The organism is Rhodococcus sp. TAF43, assembly GCF_052113525.1.
Taxonomy (GTDB): domain Bacteria; phylum Actinomycetota; class Actinomycetes; order Mycobacteriales; family Mycobacteriaceae; genus Prescottella.
In genome coordinates, this window is sequence record NZ_JBFRDL010000027.1 from 39,264 (window position 1) to 57,642 (window position 18,379).

Annotated in this window: 18 protein-coding genes and 1 pseudogene; 11 read left to right on the forward strand and 8 right to left on the reverse strand. The window is 66.6% G+C overall.

The features are described 5' to 3' along the window. Nucleotides 1–212: 212 nt before the first annotated feature. The 3 genes from AB4Z09_RS17480 to AB4Z09_RS17490 are packed head-to-tail and all read right to left on the reverse strand — an operon-like array spanning nt 213 to nt 2,679. A complete protein-coding gene (locus AB4Z09_RS17480; protein WP_174908077.1) occupies nt 213–1,832 on the reverse strand; it encodes a solute symporter family protein in 1,620 nt (539 codons plus the stop codon). After that, nucleotides 1,829–2,191, reverse strand: a complete 363-nt coding sequence (locus AB4Z09_RS17485; RefSeq protein WP_442240291.1) for a DUF485 domain-containing protein — start codon at nt 2,189–2,191, stop codon at nt 1,829–1,831. Before AB4Z09_RS17485 ends, AB4Z09_RS17480 begins: the two co-directional genes overlap by 4 nt. After that, nucleotides 2,188–2,679: a nuclear transport factor 2 family protein gene (locus tag AB4Z09_RS17490; RefSeq protein ID WP_442240292.1), complete on the reverse strand. Its 492-nt coding sequence runs from the start codon at nt 2,677–2,679 to the stop codon at nt 2,188–2,190. Before AB4Z09_RS17490 ends, AB4Z09_RS17485 begins: the two co-directional genes overlap by 4 nt. Before the next feature lie 169 nt (nt 2,680–2,848). Between AB4Z09_RS17490 and AB4Z09_RS17495 the strand changes: the two genes are divergently transcribed. From AB4Z09_RS17495 to AB4Z09_RS17535, 9 genes are all read left to right on the forward strand, one after another. Further along, a complete protein-coding gene (locus AB4Z09_RS17495) occupies nt 2,849–3,478 on the forward strand; it encodes a TetR/AcrR family transcriptional regulator (RefSeq protein WP_174908074.1) in 630 nt (209 codons plus the stop codon). A 110-nt stretch (nt 3,479–3,588) separates the two neighbouring features. Beyond that, nucleotides 3,589–4,782, forward strand: a complete 1,194-nt coding sequence (locus AB4Z09_RS17500; RefSeq protein ID WP_174908072.1) for an acyl-CoA dehydrogenase family protein — start codon at nt 3,589–3,591, stop codon at nt 4,780–4,782. Then, on the forward strand, nt 4,779–5,546 hold the full coding sequence (locus AB4Z09_RS17505; RefSeq protein WP_174908070.1) for a hypothetical protein: 768 nt from the start codon (nt 4,779–4,781) through the stop codon (nt 5,544–5,546). Before AB4Z09_RS17500 ends, AB4Z09_RS17505 begins: the two co-directional genes overlap by 4 nt. Beyond that, nucleotides 5,543–6,403, forward strand: coding sequence for an alpha/beta fold hydrolase (locus tag AB4Z09_RS17510; protein WP_174908068.1), 861 nt, complete (start codon nt 5,543–5,545; stop codon nt 6,401–6,403). Before AB4Z09_RS17505 ends, AB4Z09_RS17510 begins: the two co-directional genes overlap by 4 nt. Beyond that, nucleotides 6,400–8,091, forward strand: coding sequence for an AMP-binding protein (locus AB4Z09_RS17515; protein WP_442240293.1), 1,692 nt, complete (start codon nt 6,400–6,402; stop codon nt 8,089–8,091). Before AB4Z09_RS17510 ends, AB4Z09_RS17515 begins: the two co-directional genes overlap by 4 nt. Beyond that, complete coding sequence (locus AB4Z09_RS17520) at nt 8,084–9,316, forward strand: acetyl-CoA C-acetyltransferase (protein WP_429518262.1); 1,233 nt, start codon at nt 8,084–8,086, stop codon at nt 9,314–9,316. Before AB4Z09_RS17515 ends, AB4Z09_RS17520 begins: the two co-directional genes overlap by 8 nt. Further along, nucleotides 9,313–10,518: a CoA transferase gene (locus AB4Z09_RS17525; protein WP_174908064.1), complete on the forward strand. Its 1,206-nt coding sequence runs from the start codon at nt 9,313–9,315 to the stop codon at nt 10,516–10,518. Before AB4Z09_RS17520 ends, AB4Z09_RS17525 begins: the two co-directional genes overlap by 4 nt. After that, the gene (locus AB4Z09_RS17530) at nt 10,515–11,369 is read left to right on the forward strand and encodes an HpcH/HpaI aldolase/citrate lyase family protein (protein ID WP_174908062.1); all 855 of its coding nucleotides are present in this window, start codon (nt 10,515–10,517) and stop codon (nt 11,367–11,369) included. The genes AB4Z09_RS17525 and AB4Z09_RS17530 overlap by 4 nt, the downstream gene beginning before the upstream one ends. 4 nt (nt 11,370–11,373) lie before the next feature. Further along, nucleotides 11,374–12,372, forward strand: a complete 999-nt coding sequence (locus tag AB4Z09_RS17535) for a MaoC family dehydratase (protein WP_174908060.1) — start codon at nt 11,374–11,376, stop codon at nt 12,370–12,372. Between the two features lie 113 nt (nt 12,373–12,485). Here AB4Z09_RS17535 and hsaB read toward each other — a convergent pair whose 3' ends face one another. Genes hsaB through hsaA form a run of 4 tightly spaced genes read right to left on the reverse strand, consistent with a single transcriptional unit; the run spans nt 12,486 to nt 16,039 of the window. Further along, the gene (gene hsaB, locus AB4Z09_RS17540) at nt 12,486–13,073 is read right to left on the reverse strand and encodes a 3-hydroxy-9,10-secoandrosta-1,3,5(10)-triene-9,17-dione monooxygenase reductase subunit (RefSeq protein WP_174908058.1); all 588 of its coding nucleotides are present in this window, start codon (nt 13,071–13,073) and stop codon (nt 12,486–12,488) included. Further along, the gene (gene hsaC, locus AB4Z09_RS17545; RefSeq protein ID WP_442240294.1) at nt 13,074–13,973 is read right to left on the reverse strand and encodes an iron-dependent extradiol dioxygenase HsaC; all 900 of its coding nucleotides are present in this window, start codon (nt 13,971–13,973) and stop codon (nt 13,074–13,076) included. Further along, nucleotides 13,973–14,854: a 4,5:9,10-diseco-3-hydroxy-5,9,17-trioxoandrosta-1(10),2-diene-4-oate hydrolase gene (gene hsaD, locus AB4Z09_RS17550; protein WP_114723640.1), complete on the reverse strand. Its 882-nt coding sequence runs from the start codon at nt 14,852–14,854 to the stop codon at nt 13,973–13,975. Before hsaD ends, hsaC begins: the two co-directional genes overlap by 1 nt. A gap of 9 nt (nt 14,855–14,863) precedes the next feature. Continuing rightward, nucleotides 14,864–16,039 (reverse strand): 3-hydroxy-9,10-secoandrosta-1,3,5(10)-triene-9,17-dione monooxygenase oxygenase subunit, encoded by a 1,176-nt coding sequence (gene hsaA, locus AB4Z09_RS17555; RefSeq protein WP_114723641.1) that lies wholly within the window; start codon nt 16,037–16,039, stop codon nt 14,864–14,866. Nucleotides 16,040–16,228: 189 nt separating this feature from the next. Here hsaA and AB4Z09_RS17560 point away from each other — a divergent pair, with 189 nt between their 5' ends. Beyond that, nucleotides 16,229–17,392, forward strand: a complete 1,164-nt coding sequence (locus AB4Z09_RS17560; RefSeq protein ID WP_174908054.1) for a Rieske 2Fe-2S domain-containing protein — start codon at nt 16,229–16,231, stop codon at nt 17,390–17,392. Continuing rightward, nucleotides 17,389–17,730, forward strand: a complete 342-nt coding sequence (locus AB4Z09_RS17565) for a hypothetical protein (RefSeq protein WP_114723643.1) — start codon at nt 17,389–17,391, stop codon at nt 17,728–17,730. The genes AB4Z09_RS17560 and AB4Z09_RS17565 overlap by 4 nt, the downstream gene beginning before the upstream one ends. A 153-nt stretch (nt 17,731–17,883) precedes the next feature. Here the strand turns inward: AB4Z09_RS17565 and AB4Z09_RS17570 are convergent. Then, a pseudogene (locus AB4Z09_RS17570) lies at nt 17,884–18,379 on the reverse strand (4-hydroxy-2-oxovalerate aldolase); the annotation flags it as partial.

Sequence of the window (18,379 nt, forward strand, 5' to 3'; positions counted from 1 at the left end):
CCGCGCCGATCAGGCACTCGGGTAATGGATTTCGCGGTACGCATACGGTTTCAGGAATGCGATGACCGCCGGATCACGCGGGCGCCCAACGGGGCTACCTCACGTGTACCAATCCCAATCCTAGACCCGCACACCGCCCCGATGAAGGCCCTCAACGAGCTGAAGGGTCCCTTCACGCGCTGCGCGCGCATGAAGGGACCCTCCAACTCAACTCAGTGCGACGCCGCCACCTCGGCGCCGATTCCGGTTTCCGCGCGGACCAACATCTCCGCAAACTTCTCGTCGGCATCTTCGCGCGACTCGACCCGCCGCTCCCCCAGAAACGAGCCGACGACACAGGCCACCAGGCCGAGCGGCAGTGTGATGATCACCGGAAGCTGGATGTGCAGCGGCGCCGGACCACTGCCCATCCACAGGGCCTCGGTGAACATGAGGCTCACGATCGTCGACACCAGTCCGACGACAATGCCCCACACCGCGCCGGTGCTGTTGAACCTGCGCCAGTTCAAGCTCAGCAGCAGGCTCGGCAGGTGCGCACTCCCCGCGACCATGAACGCCATGCCCATGAAGTACGTGATGTTGGTGGTGTCGCCGATCGCCATAGTCAGCAGGATCGCGATGACACTGAAGCCGACCGCGCCGAATCTGGCGACCTTCGCATCCCGTGCGTCGCCGGCAGCAGTATCGGCGACGACATCCGTGGTGTTCCCGCGATCGCGGCGGGTCAGCGTCGGCCACACGTCGCGCGCGAAGGTACCGGCGGCCGAGATGACCACACCTGCGACGACAGCCACGATGCTGGCGAATGCCACGGCGGAGACCAAGGCCAATGCAATGGAGCCGCCGACCGTTCCGACGCCTCCTCCGAGCTCGGTCACCAGGACCGGTGCGGCGAGATTGCCTCCTGCGCCGACACGTTCGGCACCACCGTCACCGAGCACGGCGGCGGCACCGAATCCCATCAGCACCACGACGAGGTAGAAGCCACTGCACAGTGCGACGGTCCAGCCCAGCGAGCGCCGAGCCGTCGCCGCCTCGGGCACGGTGAAGAATCGAATGAGGATGTGCGCCATACCGGCTGTGCCGAGCGCGAAGGTGAGGCCGTACGAGATGAGGTTGACGGCGCCACCCGACGCGAAGATCAGCCCGGGTGACAGGACCGCGTCACCGGCAACAGCGTGCTCGGTGGCATTCGACAGCACCTTCGGGAAGCTGAAGCCGAACTTCGACAGGATGCCCAGGCCGACGATCAGCGCCAGCACCGAGAGGATCGAGGACTTGATCACCTGCACCCATGTGGTGGCGAGCATACCTCCAACGAAAACGTATATGCCCATGAGGCTTCCAGCGACGATCACCGACAGCCAGAACGGGATCCCCGACACGGACTCGAGCAGCACTCCGGCTGCCACGAGCTGCGCGAGCAACACGAACATGCCGGTCGCGATGGTGCTGAACGCGACGACCACGCGGACCCGCCGCGCCTGTGTGCGGAACACCAGCACGTCCGCGAGCGTGTACTTGCCGACGTTGCGCATCTTCTCGGCGAGCAGAAACAGCACCGGAAGGAACGACACCACCGATGCACACAGGATCACCGTGCCGTCGACACCCTTGTAGAAGATCAGGCCGGTGGTTCCGAGGAAGCTCCCCGCCGAGATGAATTCGCCGGCGATGGCAAATCCGTTCTGCCACCCGGTGATCGAGCGGCCGGCGGCGAAGAAGCCGTCTGCGCTACGACTGCGACGTGAGGCCGCGAAGGTGACCCACAGGGTCAGCGAGATCACCGCCGCGCAGATGGCGATGGCGAGGAAGTCGGGTTCGCCAGTCATGCCGAACGCTCCTGTCGGTACGGGTCGATGGCCGCGAGTGCAGCGTCAGCCGCAGGCTGGATGTAGGTCCGGGTGAGGCGGAAGTACAGGTAGACCAGCACCCAGGTGCCGGCGAACTGGGAGAACATGAGCCACAGCGACAGCGGAACGCCCGCGATCGTATTACTCCCGAGCAGGTCGGGGAGGAATGCGAATCCCAGCAAGAAGACTGCGAGCATCACGATCGCCGCAGCACCGAGACTGTTCGTCACCACACTCCGGCGACGGCGCAGTTCGACGAACTCGGCGACGCTGAGTATGTCCGACCACCGCACGGACGCGGGCGCCCCCGGACGGTCGCCGTGGACAGGCGCGCTCACGGGTTGACCGCCGCGCGCCGGGCGGTGTCGAGCGCGAAGAGGTTCTCGTCCCAACCTTCGACGAGCGGGCCGAAGAAGTGGAAGCGCACCTGCTTGACGCGGTAAACCCAGCGGCCGTCGATACGGACCACCTGGTCCTCGTAGCGGCCGGCCGCGATCGACGGAGCGCCGTCAGTGACGCACGGCTGCCAGAGGAAAGATCGCACAGTTGCGCGGTCTCCGTCCAGCTCGACTTCCATGTTGGTGATGAAGTGCCAGAACGACGTGAGACCGCCCTCGGCCAGACCGGCGAAGAAGTCGCGCATCTCGGAGCGACCCTTGGGGTGCGACAGTCCGTCGAACTCGCCATCCTCGGTGAACAGGTCCATCAACTCGTCCCAATTGCCGTCGTCCAGGTGCCGGCAGTACCGAGCATCGAGCTGCCGAATAGCCTCGATGTCCTCCAGTCTGCGGATCCGGTCTTCGAGTCGGTCTTCGGAAGTGCTCATGGGGTAAGCCTCCTCGTGAGGGGTATGAGCATGGGATGGGGCAGATACCGACGCCCGTTGGTTAACGTGCGTTCATGTGAGGCAGACCATAAGACCCGTGGCCCGAGTTGGTCAAGACCCACACGACTGCTCTTGATCAGCGCGGGCGCACCGCTCTACCCTCCGAGACATGAACACTCGATCGGGCGCGAATGCCCTGACCAGGACACGCACCGCGGCACACGAGGGCGTCCGTGAGCGCATCCTGGAGACCGCGCTCGACGAGTTCTATGCGGCAGGCTTCCACGGCGCGACCATGCGAAACATCGCAACGCACGCCGGCTGCAGCGCCGCCAACGTCTACAACCACTTCGAGAACAAAGCCGAACTGCTGGTCGAGATCCTGAGGGCCGCCAGCGACGAACAGTTCACCGCCACCCGTAACGCACTGCGAAAAGCCGGCCCCGAGCCGGCCGACCAGTGGCGCGCGGCTGTCACCGCCCACGCCCTCTACACCGCCCGCAACCAGCGAGCCTGCGTCGTTGCGAACACCGAACTGCGCTATCTCGAAGAGGTCGATCGCAAACGCGTCGTCGGCTCTCGCGACGCACAGGAGCACTTGTTCGTGTCGATCGCCGAAGCGGGCGTTGCCCAGGGCGTATTCGAAGTTCCCCACGTTCACCAAGCAGTCACCGCGGTCCTGACCATGTGCGCGGGAATCGCGCTGTGGTTCCGGATCGATGGAGCACTCTCGGCACAGGAAGTCGCCGACACGCACGGCGTTTACGCCCTCAACCTGGTCGGATACCGAACCAGCTGACGGACCGCCCGATCCTCCCGCCGAGTTCGCCTGAGTTCGGGTCCGTTGACGCCTCATGCAGCCACATGCTCTACTTGGTTAACAAGCGTTAATCTTGACTAGGAGAGCGCATGACTCACCGACCTTCACAACCGCGTGTCGATTCCCCGCGGTACCTCACCGAAGAACGCCTGGCGATCAGGGACCTGGCGCGCGAGTTCGCCATGAAGCAGGTGCTTCCGATCGCGAACGAACTCGACCCGGTTCAGGGCACGATCCCTGACTCGCTGAAGCAAGCGATGGCCGAGATCGGTTTCTTCGGGATCATGATCCCCGAGGAGCATGGTGGACTGGGCCTCGGCGTATTCGAGTACTGCCTGGTCGCCGAGGAACTCTCCCGCGCCTGGATGAGTGTGTCGGGTCTGCTGGCCCGCGGCAACGGCATGGGCGGCGGGTTCACCCCGGAACAGGAGGCGGCGCTACTGCCCCGGGTCGCCCGTGGCGAGTACCTCGGCGCGTACGCGCTGTCAGAGGCCGAGGCCGGTTCGGATGTCGCGAACATCTCGTGCCGCGCGGTACGCGACGGCAACGAGTGGGTCGTCAACGGCACCAAGATGTGGTGCACGTACGCCGACGATGCCGACTACCTCGTGCTGTTCGTCCGCACGGATCCGAACAAGGATGTCGCCAAGCCGCACACCGGCATCAGTGCCTTCCTCATCGAGAAGGAACGCGGATCGTTTCCCCGAGGTGTCTCCGGGAACAAGGTCCGCAAGATCGGCTACTTCGGTTGGAGCACATGGGAGTTGGCATTCGACAACTTCCGCGTTCCGGCCGACAAGATGCTCGGCGAGGAAGGCAAGGGGTTCTACCTCGCCGTGAGCGGCCTCGAGGTCGGTCGCGCACACACGGCAGCCCGCGCGATCGGCCTGGCCCGCGCCGCGCTCGAGGACTCGATCGAGTACGTACGCACCCGGCACCAGTTCGGCAAGCCGATCGGCGACTTCCAGCACCTGCGTTTCAAGATCGCCAAGATGGCCGCCGACATCGAGGCAGCCCGCCAGCTGATGTACTCCGTGGCCACCGACATCGACACGGGCCGGCGCTGCTCGCTCGAGGCGTCGATGGCGAAGCTCGTCGCCACCGAGATGGCCGAACGAGTAACCAGCGAGGCGGTGCAGATCCACGGAGGCGCCGGCTACACCACCGACTTCCAGGTCGAGCGGCACTGGCGTGACGCCCGCCTGACGAAGATCTTCGAGGGCACCAGCGAGATCCAGATGCGGATCATCTCCGACGAACTCCTCGGCCGGGCCACGTCATGAGCGTCGGCGCACCCTCACGTTCGACGCTCCGGGTAGGCGACCGCGAACAGAGCCGGTACGCCCGGGTCGCCTCGCTGCTCACCGAGTCCGGCATCGCACTGCCCGCGGGCACATCCCTCCTGGGACCGACCGTCGCCGAACTGCTGGCACCGTCACCGACCATCGCGCCTGCGGTGCGTGAGCGCTTGTCCTGGAGCACGCGCGATCCTGTCCGGCTCGACGACAGTGTCCGCAGCGAATCCGTGATCACCCGGGTGGTAACGGAAGGGGACACCACGGTTCTCGTCCGACGGGTTGTCCTGTGCGACAACGTGAGCGCGGTACGCGAGGAGTCCGTGGAGACGTGGCGGCTTCGCGACGGAGGGTCCACTCCAGGCGTGCCCGCCACCGACTTCTGCACCACCCGATGGGGTGCGCTCGTGCGCGACTCGCTCGGTGCGGACCCAGGCTTCGCGTCCTCGCTCGCGACGTGGGACGGGACGATCGGACTACGCTGCGACGACCGCGAGGTCCACCTGCGCGTGTACAGGGGCCGGATCATCGACGTCAGCCCCCGCACGCCTGGAGGTGCGACCTTCACCTTCGTCGCGCCCGGGCACACCTGGGTGGACGTGGTTCTGGGCGACCGCGACGACTTCATGCGCCGCGCCATCACCGGTGAGTTCTCCTCCACGGGAAGCGGTTACGAGTACCTGCGACTGACCAAGCCCCTCAACATCCTCATCGCGCACGCGCGAACGATCGCTCGGGAGGCACAGCTGTGATCGAGGCCCGCTATCTGCTCATCGACTCGGCTCTGGGCTTCGTCGAGATCGTCCACCCGGCCAACGGATCCACCGCGACCGACGACGCCACTCCTACGGTGCTGTGCATCCACACCGCTGGCCAGAACGGTGTGCAGTGGCGTCATGTCGCGTCCGCTCTCGCGGACAAGGGGTATCGAGTGGTCGTGCCGGACCTACCCGGGCATGGCCGGTCCGAGCCCGCCGCCAACGGTCCGGTCACCGATCTCACGGCGTACGGCGACTGGCTGTGGAAGCTGCTCGACGCTCTCGGCATCGGACGCCCGTACGTGATCGGCTGCTCGATCGGGGGGAAGCTGACGCTCGACCTCGCCACGCGCCCGGAGCGCCCCCTGGCGGGCGCGATCGCGATGGCCGCCGAGGCGGGGCCCGGCCGCGTGAACGTGGCAGGCCTGCGCCGCGAACTCGAGGATGTTGCCGGACCGTCACGCGGTGAACGGACATACCTCGGCACCCTGGCCTCGGTGGGCGATACCGTTCCCGCCGACCGGGCGGATCTGATTGCCACCATGCACCGTCGTGAGGATCCGGTGATCTCGTCGTCCGACCTCATCGGCTGGGGCGGGCACGACGTGCGTGAGCGACTGTGCCTGACGACATGTCCCGTGCACATGATTGCGGGAGAACAGGATCCATGGATCACTCCTGACACGGTCAGGGCCGACGCGTCCCGCATCCGCGGTGCCCGGTTCACGATGTTGGCGGGGATCGGCCACTATCCGATGGAGGAAGTCGAGGACTTCGCCGACGTCGCGGCCACGTGGCTGGGCGAACTGGCGGACGTCCCCCGCTCGACACGAGCGGAGGCAGCATCATGACTCGCGAGACTCTCGCATCGTTCCTCGACAAGTTCGTCGCCGCAGCCCCCGAGGCGACCGCAGCCATCGACCTGGTCGGTCCGGGCATCGTCACCACCACAAGAACCCGGCTTCGCGACCGAGTGCGGTTGCTGGCGACCGAACTGGCCGAGGTCGGCCTCCGACGCGGGCAGTGTGTCGCGGTGTTCCTTCCGAACTGGTCGGACGCGGTCGTCTGGCAGTTCGCGGCATCGGCACTCGGCGCCCACGTCATCGGCATCAACACCCGCTACAACGTCGGCGAGATCGAGCACGTGCTCCGCTCGGCACGGCCTGCCGTAGTGGCCGTCGCCGACAGCTTCCACGGACTCGATCTGTTCGGCATGCTCCGCCAGGCCGTCTCGGCCACCGACGGCAATGCCGATGCCCCGACACTGGCGGTGGTGCGGACTCCTGGTCTCGGCCCCGCGGCCGATTTCGACGCCGCGGCATTCGATCTCGGCTCCGGATCATGGCAAGCCGGCAGCGGCGATACGGGCGGGGCGTCGGCACCGCGCACGCCGGTGACCGCAACCCAGACTGTGGCAGGGGATCTCGGCGATCCCGATGACCCGCTCGCCGTTGCCTTCACGACATCCGGATCGACGGGTACCCCCAAGCTGGCCGCGCACCGGGAATCGGCCGTCGTACAGCATGCCCGGGCGGATGCGGCCGGAATGGCCATCGTGCCCGGTGACGTGACGTTGTGCGTGCTCCCACTGTCCGGTGTGTTCGGCTTCAACACCGCAATGGCGACCTTGGCGGGCGGTGGAACCGTGCTCATGGTTCCGGTGTTCGATCCCGTCACCACGCTGCGCGCGATGGAATCCGAGCGGGTGTCGCACATCGTCGGCGGCGACGATCTCTACGGCAGGATCCACGACACCTGGCAGGACGTCCGCGGGGACCTCTCGTCCTTGAAGTGGCTCGGCATCGCGGACTTCCTCGGTCGCTCGCACGAGATTGCGCGCTGGGCGCGAGACGAGTTCGACGCGTTCACCACCGGAGTGTTCGGATCGTCGGAGGTGTTCTCGCTCATGCTCTTCTGGAACGCCGACGATCCCGAGGCGGTGCGGTGGAACGGTGGCGGACGACCCGTAGGCCCTGAGATCTCGATCCGAATCGCGGACCCATACGACGACTCCGTGGTGCCCGACGGCGAACAGGGTGAACTCCAGGTTCGCGGACCGAACGTCACGGACGCATACCTGGGTAATCCGGACGCCGCAGCACAGGCATTCACCGCCGACGGGTGGTTCCACAGCGGTGATCTGGCGGTCGCGACCGGCGATGGTGGGTTCACCTACGTGTGTCGTGCCGGGGATGCGTTGCGGCTGCGCGGGTTCCTCGTCGACCCCGCCGAGATCGAGACGCGCCTCGCGACGCACTCGGATGTGCAAACCGCGAAGGTCGTCGGCATCACCGGGCCCGGTGGTTACACCCAGGCCGTCGGGTTCATCGTTCCCGTCGAGAATGCCACGGTCGCATCCGCCGCCCTACGGCAGTGGTGTGCGGATTCGCTGGCGGCGTTCAAGGTGCCGTCGGCCATCCACGTGATCGAGAAGATGCCCACCACGGTGGGCGGCAACGGCACCAAGATCCGGGCCGTGGAACTGCGCGACTGGGCGCAGCAATGGACGGATCGTGAAAGGGATTTCCGCAGTGAGTAACTCACCGTCAGCAACCGATGTCGTAGTCTGCGAGCCGCTGCGCACGCCTGTCGGGCGGTACGGCGGGGTGTTCCGCGACGTTCCCGCCGCCGATCTGGGCGCCCGGGTGATCGCCGAGCTGATTCGGCGCACGGGCGTCGCACCCGAGGCGATCGACGACGTCATCTTCGGACAGTGCTATCCCAACGGCGAGGCCCCCGCAATCGGCCGGGTAGCCGCACTCGATGCCGGACTGCCGGTCACCGTGCCGGGCCAGCAGTTGGACCGGCGCTGCGGCTCCGGTCTGCAGGCGGTACTCGACGCTGCCATGCGAGTCCAGACCGGCGTCGCCGATCTCATCATCGCGGGTGGCGTCGAATCCATGAGCCGCGCCGAGTACTACACCGAGTCCATGCGCTTTGGCGCCAAGGGGGCACCAGCGGCCCTGCACGACCGCCTGGCCCGCGGACGCGTCACCGCGGGGGGACGGAACTACCCGGTTCCCGGCGGTATGCTCGAGACCGCCGAGAATCTGCGACGTACGTTCGGCATCAGCCGCCAGGAGCAGGACGAACTCGCCGTCGCCTCGCACCGGCGCGCGGTGACGGCGATCCGGACAGGCAAGTTCGCGGAGGAGATCGTGCCGGTCGAGGTCCCGGTCAAAGGTGGTGGCACCGAGACGATCAAGCGGGACGAGCATCCCCGAGCCGACACCACCGTCGAATCCCTCGGCCGACTGCGGCCGATGATGGCGCGGACCGACCCGGACGCAACCGTCACCGCCGGCAATGCGAGCGGCCAGAATGACGGCGCTGCAGCCTGTCTCGTAACCACACGGGAGAATGCGGACCGGCTGGGGCTGAACCCGCTCGCCCGTGTCGTCACGTGGGCAGTCGCAGGTGTGGACCCGTCGATCATGGGCATCGGTCCGGTTCCTTCGACGGCACGGGCTCTCGAGCGCGCCGGACTGGACCTGTCCCGGATCGATCTGATCGAACTCAACGAGGCCTTCGCCGCGCAGGCACTGGCCTGCATGCGGGAGTGGAACTTCGGTGCCGCCGACCGTGAGCGAACCAACGTCAATGGATCGGGAATCTCGCTGGGGCACCCCGTAGGTGCCACCGGCGTGCGTATCCTCACGACACTGCTGCGAGAGATGCAGCGCCGCGACGTGCGCTACGGGCTGGAGACGATGTGCATCGGCGGCGGGCAGGGACTGACGGCGATCTTCGAGAGGGTGTCATGACCGCACGACCGCTGAACGGCATCCGCGTCGTCGACATGTCGTCGTTCGTCGCCGGGCCGACTGCCGGACGCGTCCTCGCCGAACTCGGCGCCGAGGTGATCCGCGTCGATCCGATCTCCGGTGCCGTCGACGGCAACCGCTGGCCCGTCACCGATGACGGTGCCAGCCTCTACTGGGCCGGCCTCAACCAGGCGAAGAAGTCGGTGACCGTGGACCTACGCAGCGAAGCCGGTCGGGGCTTCGTCACCGATCTGGTTGCCGACTCCGGGATTCTGCTCGAGAACGCCGCACACGCACCGTGGCTGGACAACACCGTCCTCACCCGGCGCCGCCCCGACCTGATCCATCTGCACGTCGAGGGCCACGCCGACGGAACTCCCGCCGTCGACTACACCGTCAACGCGGAAGTCGGGTTGCCGCTCATGACGGGAGCCCCGAGTTCAGACACCCCGGTCAATCATGTTCTGCCGGCGTGGGATCTTCTCACCGGGCTGTACGCCGCACTCGGACTGGTGACGGCGCTGCGTCGTCGCGACCAGACCGGTCAGGGCTCGTATCTACAACTGGCACTGGGTGATGTCGCACTGTCCGCGGTCGCGAGCATGGGGTGGGTCGCGGAAGCCGACCGCAGCGGTGCAGCGCGGGGACGTCAGGGCAATGCGCTGTTCGGTAGCTACGGCGCAGACTTCCCCACCGCCGACGGTCGGGCCGTCATGATTGTCGGGCTGACGACCGGTCAGTGGCGGGCACTCGTCGATGTCACCGGCACCGCCGACATCTTCTCCGCACTCGAACGACACCGCGGACTGGACCTGAGTGTGGAGGCCGACCGGTACGCGGCCCGGGATGCCATCACGGCTGTGCTGCAACCGTGGTTCGCGGCCCGCTCCCTCGCACAGCTGGAGGCCGAATTCGATGGGACCCGCGTGCTGTGGAGCGCCTACCGCACGCTCGCCGAGGTCGCCGCCGATATCCGCTGCCTCGACGGCGACGGTGTCGTGCAGGAAGTTGTTCAGCCGGGAATCGGCACCATGCTCACCTCGCGTTCCCCGCTCCGCTGGTCCGGCGTGTACACCGATGCCGCCGCGGCGCCGGTGTCCGGAGCACACACCCGCGACGTTGCGACGGCAGCCGGTCTGGATTCAAGAACCATCGACGACCTCGTCGAATCAGGCGTTCTCGGGGAAGCCGAGGCGAAATGAGCAGCACCACAACACCGAACCGCCGACGCTGTGCGCTGATCGCCCCTGGATCGGACGAACGCAAGATCCTCAAGGCCCTCGCATCGACCGCCGACGAGGTGGTGCTCGATCTCGAGGACGCCGTCACGGCTGCGCGCAAGGACGAGGCACGCACCTCGGTGTGCCGACTCCTCGGGGAACACCGACCCGACCGAATGGTCACCGTCCGTGTCAACGGACTGGGCACCCCGTGGGGCGCCGACGACCTGGGGGCGATCGGTGCGCTCGACAACGTCGGAATCGTGCTGCCGAAGGTCGACACCGCGACCGACCTGGTCGCAGCCGACCGGGTGCTCACCGAACTGGGCTCGCCCGCCCGGCTGCAGGCCCTCGTGGAGACTCCTCAAGGTGTCTCGTCGATCGACGAGATCTGCGCCGCAACCGCGCGACTCGACAGTGTCGTGATCGGATACGCCGACCTGGGCGCCGCGCTCGGCCGAGGCGGCGGGTTCGCGCCCGAACTCTGGGTGCACGTCCAGGACCGCATCCTGATCGCCGCCCGAACCGCAGATATCCAAGCGATCGACGGCCCACACCTGTCCATCGCCGACCACGCCGCCTTCCGCGCGGCGGCGCAGTGGACCCGAGACCTCGGTTTCGACGGAAAATGGGTCATCCACCCCGAACAGGTCGAGGCAACCATGGAAATCTTCACGCCCACAACCGAAGCTGTCGACCGGGCCCGTCGAATCCTCGACGCGATGGCCGAGGCCGCAACCGCCGGGGCCGGGGCGGCACAGCTGGACGGGCAGATGCTCGACGAGGCGGTCGCGGTCGCTGCCAGGCGCACACTTGCGCAGATCGGAGTCTGACGACATGCCCGGAGCACACATCGTCGGGGGGCCCTACTTCGACGACCTGTCCGTCGGGACGGTGTTCGACACAGCCCCCGGCGTCACCCTCACAGACGGCCTCTCCGCAGCGCATCAGGTGATCCTCGGCGACCGGATCCGGCTCGCGCTCGACACCCACCTGTCGCGGGCGGTCACGGGGGCACCCACTGCGGTCGTCAACCCGGGTCTGGTGTGCGACATCGCGATCGGGCAGTCGACGTTGGCCACGCACCACGTGAAGGCCAACCTCTTCTATCGAGGACTCCGCTTCCACCGGTTCCCTCACCTCGCCGACACCCTGTACACGAGGACGGAGGTCATCGGCCTACGCGAGAACTCAGCTCGTCCGGGTCGCCCACCCACCGGGCTGGCCGCGCTCCGGATGACCACCACCGACCAGGACGGGCGGACTGTCCTCGACTTCTACCGGTGCGCGATGCTCCCGCTGAGCGACGCCCCCGACCCGACACGCGTCGTTCACGCGGACGACCTGTCCTCGATCGGACCGTCGGACGCCCCCGCGTGGTCGGTCCCCGACAACTGGAACCTGAACACTTATCGAGACCGAGTTCCCGGCGAGCGCTTCTCCCCCGACCTTGTGGGTACGGAGTTCGCCAACAGTGGCGACGTCGTCACCAGTGCACCCGAACTGGCTCGGCTCAGCCTGAACATCGCCGCCGTCCATCACGACGAGCGCGTCGGCGGATCCCGATTGGTCTACGGCGGGCACACGATCGGTATCGCGCTTGCACAGGCGGTGCGGGCGCTACCGAACCTGGTGACCGTGCTGGGTTGGGAATCCTGTGACCACACCGGCCCGGTCCGGGAGAGCGACACACTCACCAGCACCCTCGAGGTGGTGGCGGCCGACCCGATCGGTGACGCGTGGGCCGTGCACCTTCGCTCGATCGTCCACGCCCGCAGCGGCGGCGGCGCGGACCGCCCGGCGCTCGACTGGCGCTTCACCGCCCTGATGATCTGAACCCCTGCCCCAACGGCTGAAGGGTCCCTTCACACGCGGTGAGCGTGTGAAGGGACCCTTCAACTCTTTCCCCAATCCATCATCTGATGGAGCTATCCCCCGATGGGCGGAGCCTACAACCAGGTGTCCTCGCTGGCGGTCGTGAGGAACGCCTCGAGGTCGTCCCGCCACTTCGCCGGCACCGTCTTGTCCGGCTCGATCCCGGTGTACTGGCCGCGGTAGAACAGCAGCGGCCTCTCGGTCTTGATCTCACTCATCGAGTGGACCCGTCCGAAGACCACGTAGTGGTCGCCGCCGTCGTGCACCGTCTCGACCGTGCAGTCGATGTGCGCGAGCGAGCCGTCGAGGATCGGCGACCCCAACGGCGATGGAGTCCAGTCGATTCCGGCGAACTTATCCGGTTCCCGCGACCCGAACCGGGCGCAGGTGGACTGCTGTTCCTCCGCGAGCACGTTGACGCAGAATCGCTCGGTCCGCTCGATCGCCGCCCACGACCGCGACCCCTTGGTGGGGCAGAACAGCACCAGAGGCGGTTCGAGCGACAATGCCGCGAACGACTGGCACGCGAACCCGACGGGCGCACCGTCGTCCATGGTCGTGATGATCGTGACGCCGGTGCAGAACTGACCGAGGACGGTCCGGAACTGTCGCGGATCGATCTCCGTTCCCGTTCCCACTCTGGACGTCTCATGGCCGGACATTTACTTGAACCCCACCGTGAAGTCGTGCCCCCACAGACTCACAGCGGTGCTCTCCTTCGCGATCCACTTCTCGTCCTCCACCTCGAGCCCCTCACAACCGAATTCGACATCGAATCCGCCCGGGGTCTTCATGTAGAACGAGAGCATCAGATCGTTGACGTGACGGCCGAGCGTCGCCGACATCTTCACGTTCTTGCGGAGCGCGCGATCGAGGCACAGTCCGACGTCGTCGGAGTTCTCGACCTCGACCATCAGGTGCACGATCCCGGTGGGGTTCGGCAGCGGCGCGAACGCGAGGCTGTGGTGACGCGGGTTGYAACCGAGGAAGCGCAGCCAGGCCGGCTCCCCGTCTGCCGGACGCCCGACGACCTGCGGAGGCAGTCGCATCGAGTCGCGCAGCTTGAACCCGAGGACGTCGCGGTAGAACTCGAGGTCCGCCTCGTCGTCCTTGGTCGCGAGCACGACGTGCCCGAGACCCTGCTCGCCGGTGACGAACTTGTGTCCGTACGGGCTCACGATGCGGCGGTGCTGCAGAGCGACGGTGTGGAAGATCTCCAGGCGGGAACCGGAGGCGTCACGGCACTTGATGAACTCGACGACGTTGCGTTCGGCCGCCTCCTCCTTGGTGCCCTCCTCGAACTCCCAGTCGGCCTTGGCCAGGCGCTCACGAATCTCCTGCAGACCTTCGGCATTCGCACATTCCCAGCCGACGGAGTAGAGCCCGTCGCGCTCACCGGGAACGATGACGAGGCGAGCCGGGTAGTCGTCCATGCGCAGGTAGAGGGCGTCGGAGTTGGTGCCCTTGCCCTCGATCATCCCGAGAACCTTGAGACCGTACTCGCGCCACGCGGCCATGTCGGTGGCCTCGATGCGCATGTACGCCAGTGAACGAATACCCATCACTTACCTCCGTCGAGAAGGAAGTCCGCTGCGAGACGGTTGAACTCGTCGAACTTCTCGAGCTGAGCCCAGTGGCCGCACCCACCGAACACGTGCAGCTGCACGCGCGGGATCATCTTGAGCGCCACCAGGGCGCCGTCGATCGGATTGACCCGGTCCTCGCGACCCCAGATCAGCAGCACCCGCTGGCGCAGCTTGTAGGCGTCACGCCACAGCATGCCGAGTTCGAACTCGGAACTGGAGAACGACTTCCCCATCGCCTTCGCGGCCGCCAGCGATTCCGGAGCGCTCGCCGCGGCGAACCGCTCGTCGATCAACTCGTCGGTGATCAGCTTCTGGTCGAACACCATGATCCGCAGGAACGCCTCGAGGTTGTCCCGCGTCGGCTGGTAGCTGAACTTGCCGAGGTTCTTGACTCCCTCGGTGGGGTCCGGCGCGAACAGGTTGACGCTGAGGCCGCCCGGTCCCATGAGCACGAGCCGTCCGGCCCGCTCCGGGTAGTCCAGGGCGAATCGGACCGCAGCGCCACCGCCGAGCGAATTGCCCAGCAGGTGAACACGATCGGTGATGCCGAGCGTGTCGAGCAGGTCCTTCAACGCCGACGCACTGTGCCGGAAGTACTGCGGGTGCTCGGTGGGCTTGTCGGACTGGCCGTAGCCCGGCTGGTCGACGGCGATCACGTGGAACTGCTGCGCCAGAACGGGAATGTTCCTGGCGAAGTTGGACCAGGACGACGCACCCGGGCCGCCGCCGTGCAGCAGCACGATCGTGGGGCCGTTGCCGACCCCCGCCTCGTGGTAGTGCAGCTTCAGGTCCGGGCGGACCTGCGCGAACCGCGAGGTCGACTCGTAGGAGAGCTCGATGGCTTCGGTGGCTGTCATCGGTGCCCCCTAGACCATCGTGTCGGTGAGCGGCAGGCCGAACTCGGCGCCACCGAACATCACGTACGCACGCTCGGGGTCGTTCGCAGCATGCACGCGTCCGGCATGCGCGTCACGCCAGAAGCGCTGGATCGGAGTGCCGTTCGTGAGAGCGGTCGCACCCGAGTTCTCGAACAGTCGGTCCACCGAGGCGATCGCACGACCGGTGGCGCGCACCTGGTCGCGACGGGCCCGCAGGCGCAGCTCGATCGGTACCTCCTCACCCGCGAGCAGGTGGGCGTACTCGTCGGCGACGTTGCCCGACAGCTGACGCCACGCGGCGTCGATGTCGCTGGACGCCTCGGCGATCCGGATCTTGGCGAACGGGTCGTCCTTGGCCTTCTCGCCGGCGTAGGCCGCGCGCACGCGCTTGCCCTGGTGCTCGACGTGAGCCTCGTAGGCGCCGTAGGCCATTCCGACGATGGGGCTCGAGATCGTGGTGGGGTGGATGGTGCCCCACGGCATCTTGTACACCGGCGCGGTGTTGACCGCGAGGCCGGCGGCGGTGTGGTCGTTCATCGCCTTGAAGCTCAGCACGCGGTGCGTGGGGACGAAGACGTCCTCGACCACGATGTCGTTGCTACCGGTGCCGCGCAGGCCGACGACGTTCCACACGTCGTTGATCGTGTAGTCGCTGCGCGGGATCAGGAAGGTGACGAAGTCGACCGGACGGCCGTCCTTGATGACCGGTCCGCCGAGCATCGCCCAGTCGGCATGGTCGCAACCGGACGACCACGACCACTTGCCGTTGACCTTGTAGCCGCCGTCGACGACGACGCCGGCGCCCATCGGCGCGTACGACGAGGAGATCCGGACGTCGGTGTCCTGGCCCCACACGTCTTCCTGCGCCTGCTGGTCGAACAGTGCGAGGTGCCAGTTGTGGACACCGATGATGCCGGCGACCCAACCGGTGGATCCGCAGGCGCTCGCCAAAGTGCGGACCGCGGTGTAGAAGGTGACCGGATCGGCCTCGTAGCCGCCCCACTGCTTCGGCTGGAGCAGGCGGAAGAACCCGGTCTCCTGCAGCGCCTTGATGGACTCGTCGGGAATGCGACGCAGATCCTCGGTCTCCTGTGCGCGTTCACGCAGCACCGGCAGTAGCGCGTCGATCCGCCGCATCACCTCGCGGCTGTCATGGTCACCCACTGGACGCTCCCGTCTGTAAGAGATGTTCACTTGACCTGAGACTAGAACACGTTCTCTTCCGTGTCGAGAAAACCGGAATTCCACTGGTAACAGGATGTCGATGGGGATACCAAGCACGCGAAATCTAGCGGAATCCGACGAAGTTCTATAACGTGTTCTAGCAACAGCTAGAAGGGATGTGAGGTACTGATGGCGCAGATTCGTGAGATCGATGTGGGAGCTCCGCAGACGCGTTTCGCACGCGGTTGGCACTGCATCGGCCTGGAGAGCGAATTTCTCGACGGCAAGCCGCACGCGGTCGAGGCGTTCGGCACCAAGCTGGTGGTCTTCGCCGACAGCCAGAACAAGCTGCACGTGCTCGACGCATACTGCCGGCACATGGGTGGCGACCTGAGTCAGGGCGAGATCAAGGGTGACTCCGTCGCGTGCCCGTTCCACGACTGGCGCTGGGGCGGCAACGGCAAGTGCACGGACATCCCGTACGCCCGTCGCGTGCCGCCGATCGCGCGGACCCGTTCGTGGACCACGTTGCAGCGCAACAAGCAGCTGTTCATCTGGAACGACCCCGAGGGCAACCCCCCGCCGGACGACGTCACGATCCCGGAGCTGCCGCAGGTCATGACCGACGAGTGGACCGACTGGCAGTGGAACCGGATCCTCGTCGAGGGCTCCAACTGCCGCGAGATCGTCGACAACGTCGTGGACATGGCGCACTTCTTCTACGTCCACTTCGGTTTCCCGAAGTACTTCAAGAACGTCTTCGAGGGCCACGTCGCGACCCAGTACCTGCAGAACCACGGCCGGCCGGACGTCGGGAGCATGGGCACGCAGTACGGCGATTCGGTGCTCGACTCCGAGGCGTCCTACTTCGGCCCGTCGTACATGGTCAACTGGCTGCACAACAACTACAGCGGGTACAAGGTCGAGAGCGTCCTGATCAACTGCCACTACCCGGTCACGCAGGACTCGTTCATGCTCATGTACGGCGTGAGCGTGGAGAAGCCGAAGGGCCTCGACGACGCCACCAGCAACAAGCTCGCCCGTAAGTTCACCGAGGGCGTGGCAATGGGCTTCGAGCAGGACGTCGCGATCTGGAAGAACAAGACCAAGATCGAGAACCCGCTCCTGTGCGAGGAGGACGGCCCGGTGTACCAGCTGCGCCGCTGGTACGACCAGTTCTACGTCGACGTCGCCGACATCGACGAGAAGGCGACGCAGCGCTTCGAGTTCGAGATCGACACCACCAAGGCCGTCGAGGCCTGGCAGCGTGAGGTCGACGCGAACCTGGCGCGGCAGGCGGAGGAGAAGGCCGCCGCCGAGGCCGCGGAGAACGAGCACAAGACGGGAGTGTGACGATGACCTCGACCTGGGCCAAGTCCCCGAACTTCGCCGACAGTCCGGCCCGGGTCGAGGCTGTCCGCACGCAGACCGCCGTCGACCTGCAGACCTACCTCGAGGACGGTCTGCAGGAGGTGGAATGCCGCGCGTGCGGGACGTGCGTGCTGGTTCGCAAGAACAGCTACAAGCACACCAGCATCCAGTGGCAGGCCGATCCTGCCGAGGTGTGCCCGGAGTTCACCGGCGCCGGTGGGCAGACCGGGTCCCGGCAGACGTGCCCGCGCCTGCTCAGCAGCATCGATCACGCGGTGCTGGAGGGCATCCTCGAGGTGCGCGACACACTGTCGCAGTAGGCGATCACACGAGACGAGGGGCGCGCATCGACCAGGATGTGCGCCCCTCGTCTCGTCCCGTCCTCCCGCGCCGCCGGTGACGACGACGGCCCGATGTCACATCGGGTCAGTCCAACCGAACGCGTGTGACATCGGGCCGAACGGGCGTCCGACCTAACGGGCCGCGGACTCGCGCTGCAATTCGAGTGCGATGTCGATCAACTGGTCCTCCTGGCCGCCGACGAGCTTGCGCCTGCCGGCCCGGACCAGCAACTCCGCGGCGGAGACGCCGTAACGCTCGGCCTGGCGCTCGGCATGCTTGAGAAAGCTCGAGTACACCCCGGCATAGCCCATCATCAGCGCCTGCCGGTCGAGCAGGCACTCGGCCGGCATCGCCGGCCGCACGATGTCCTCGGCGGCGTCGGCGATCGCAAAGAAGTCGATTCCGGTCTTGACGCCGATCTTGTCGCACACCCCGACGAACGCCTCGACCGGCGTATTACCCGCACCCGCGCCGAAACGCCGGGTGCTGCCGTCGATCTGCCTGGCACCGGCACGGACCGCGGCGATCGAGTTGGCGACGCCGAGCCCCATGTTCTCGTGGCCGTGGAAGCCGACCTGGGCGTCCTTGCCCAGTTCCTGCACCAGAGCCTCGACACGCTCGGAGACC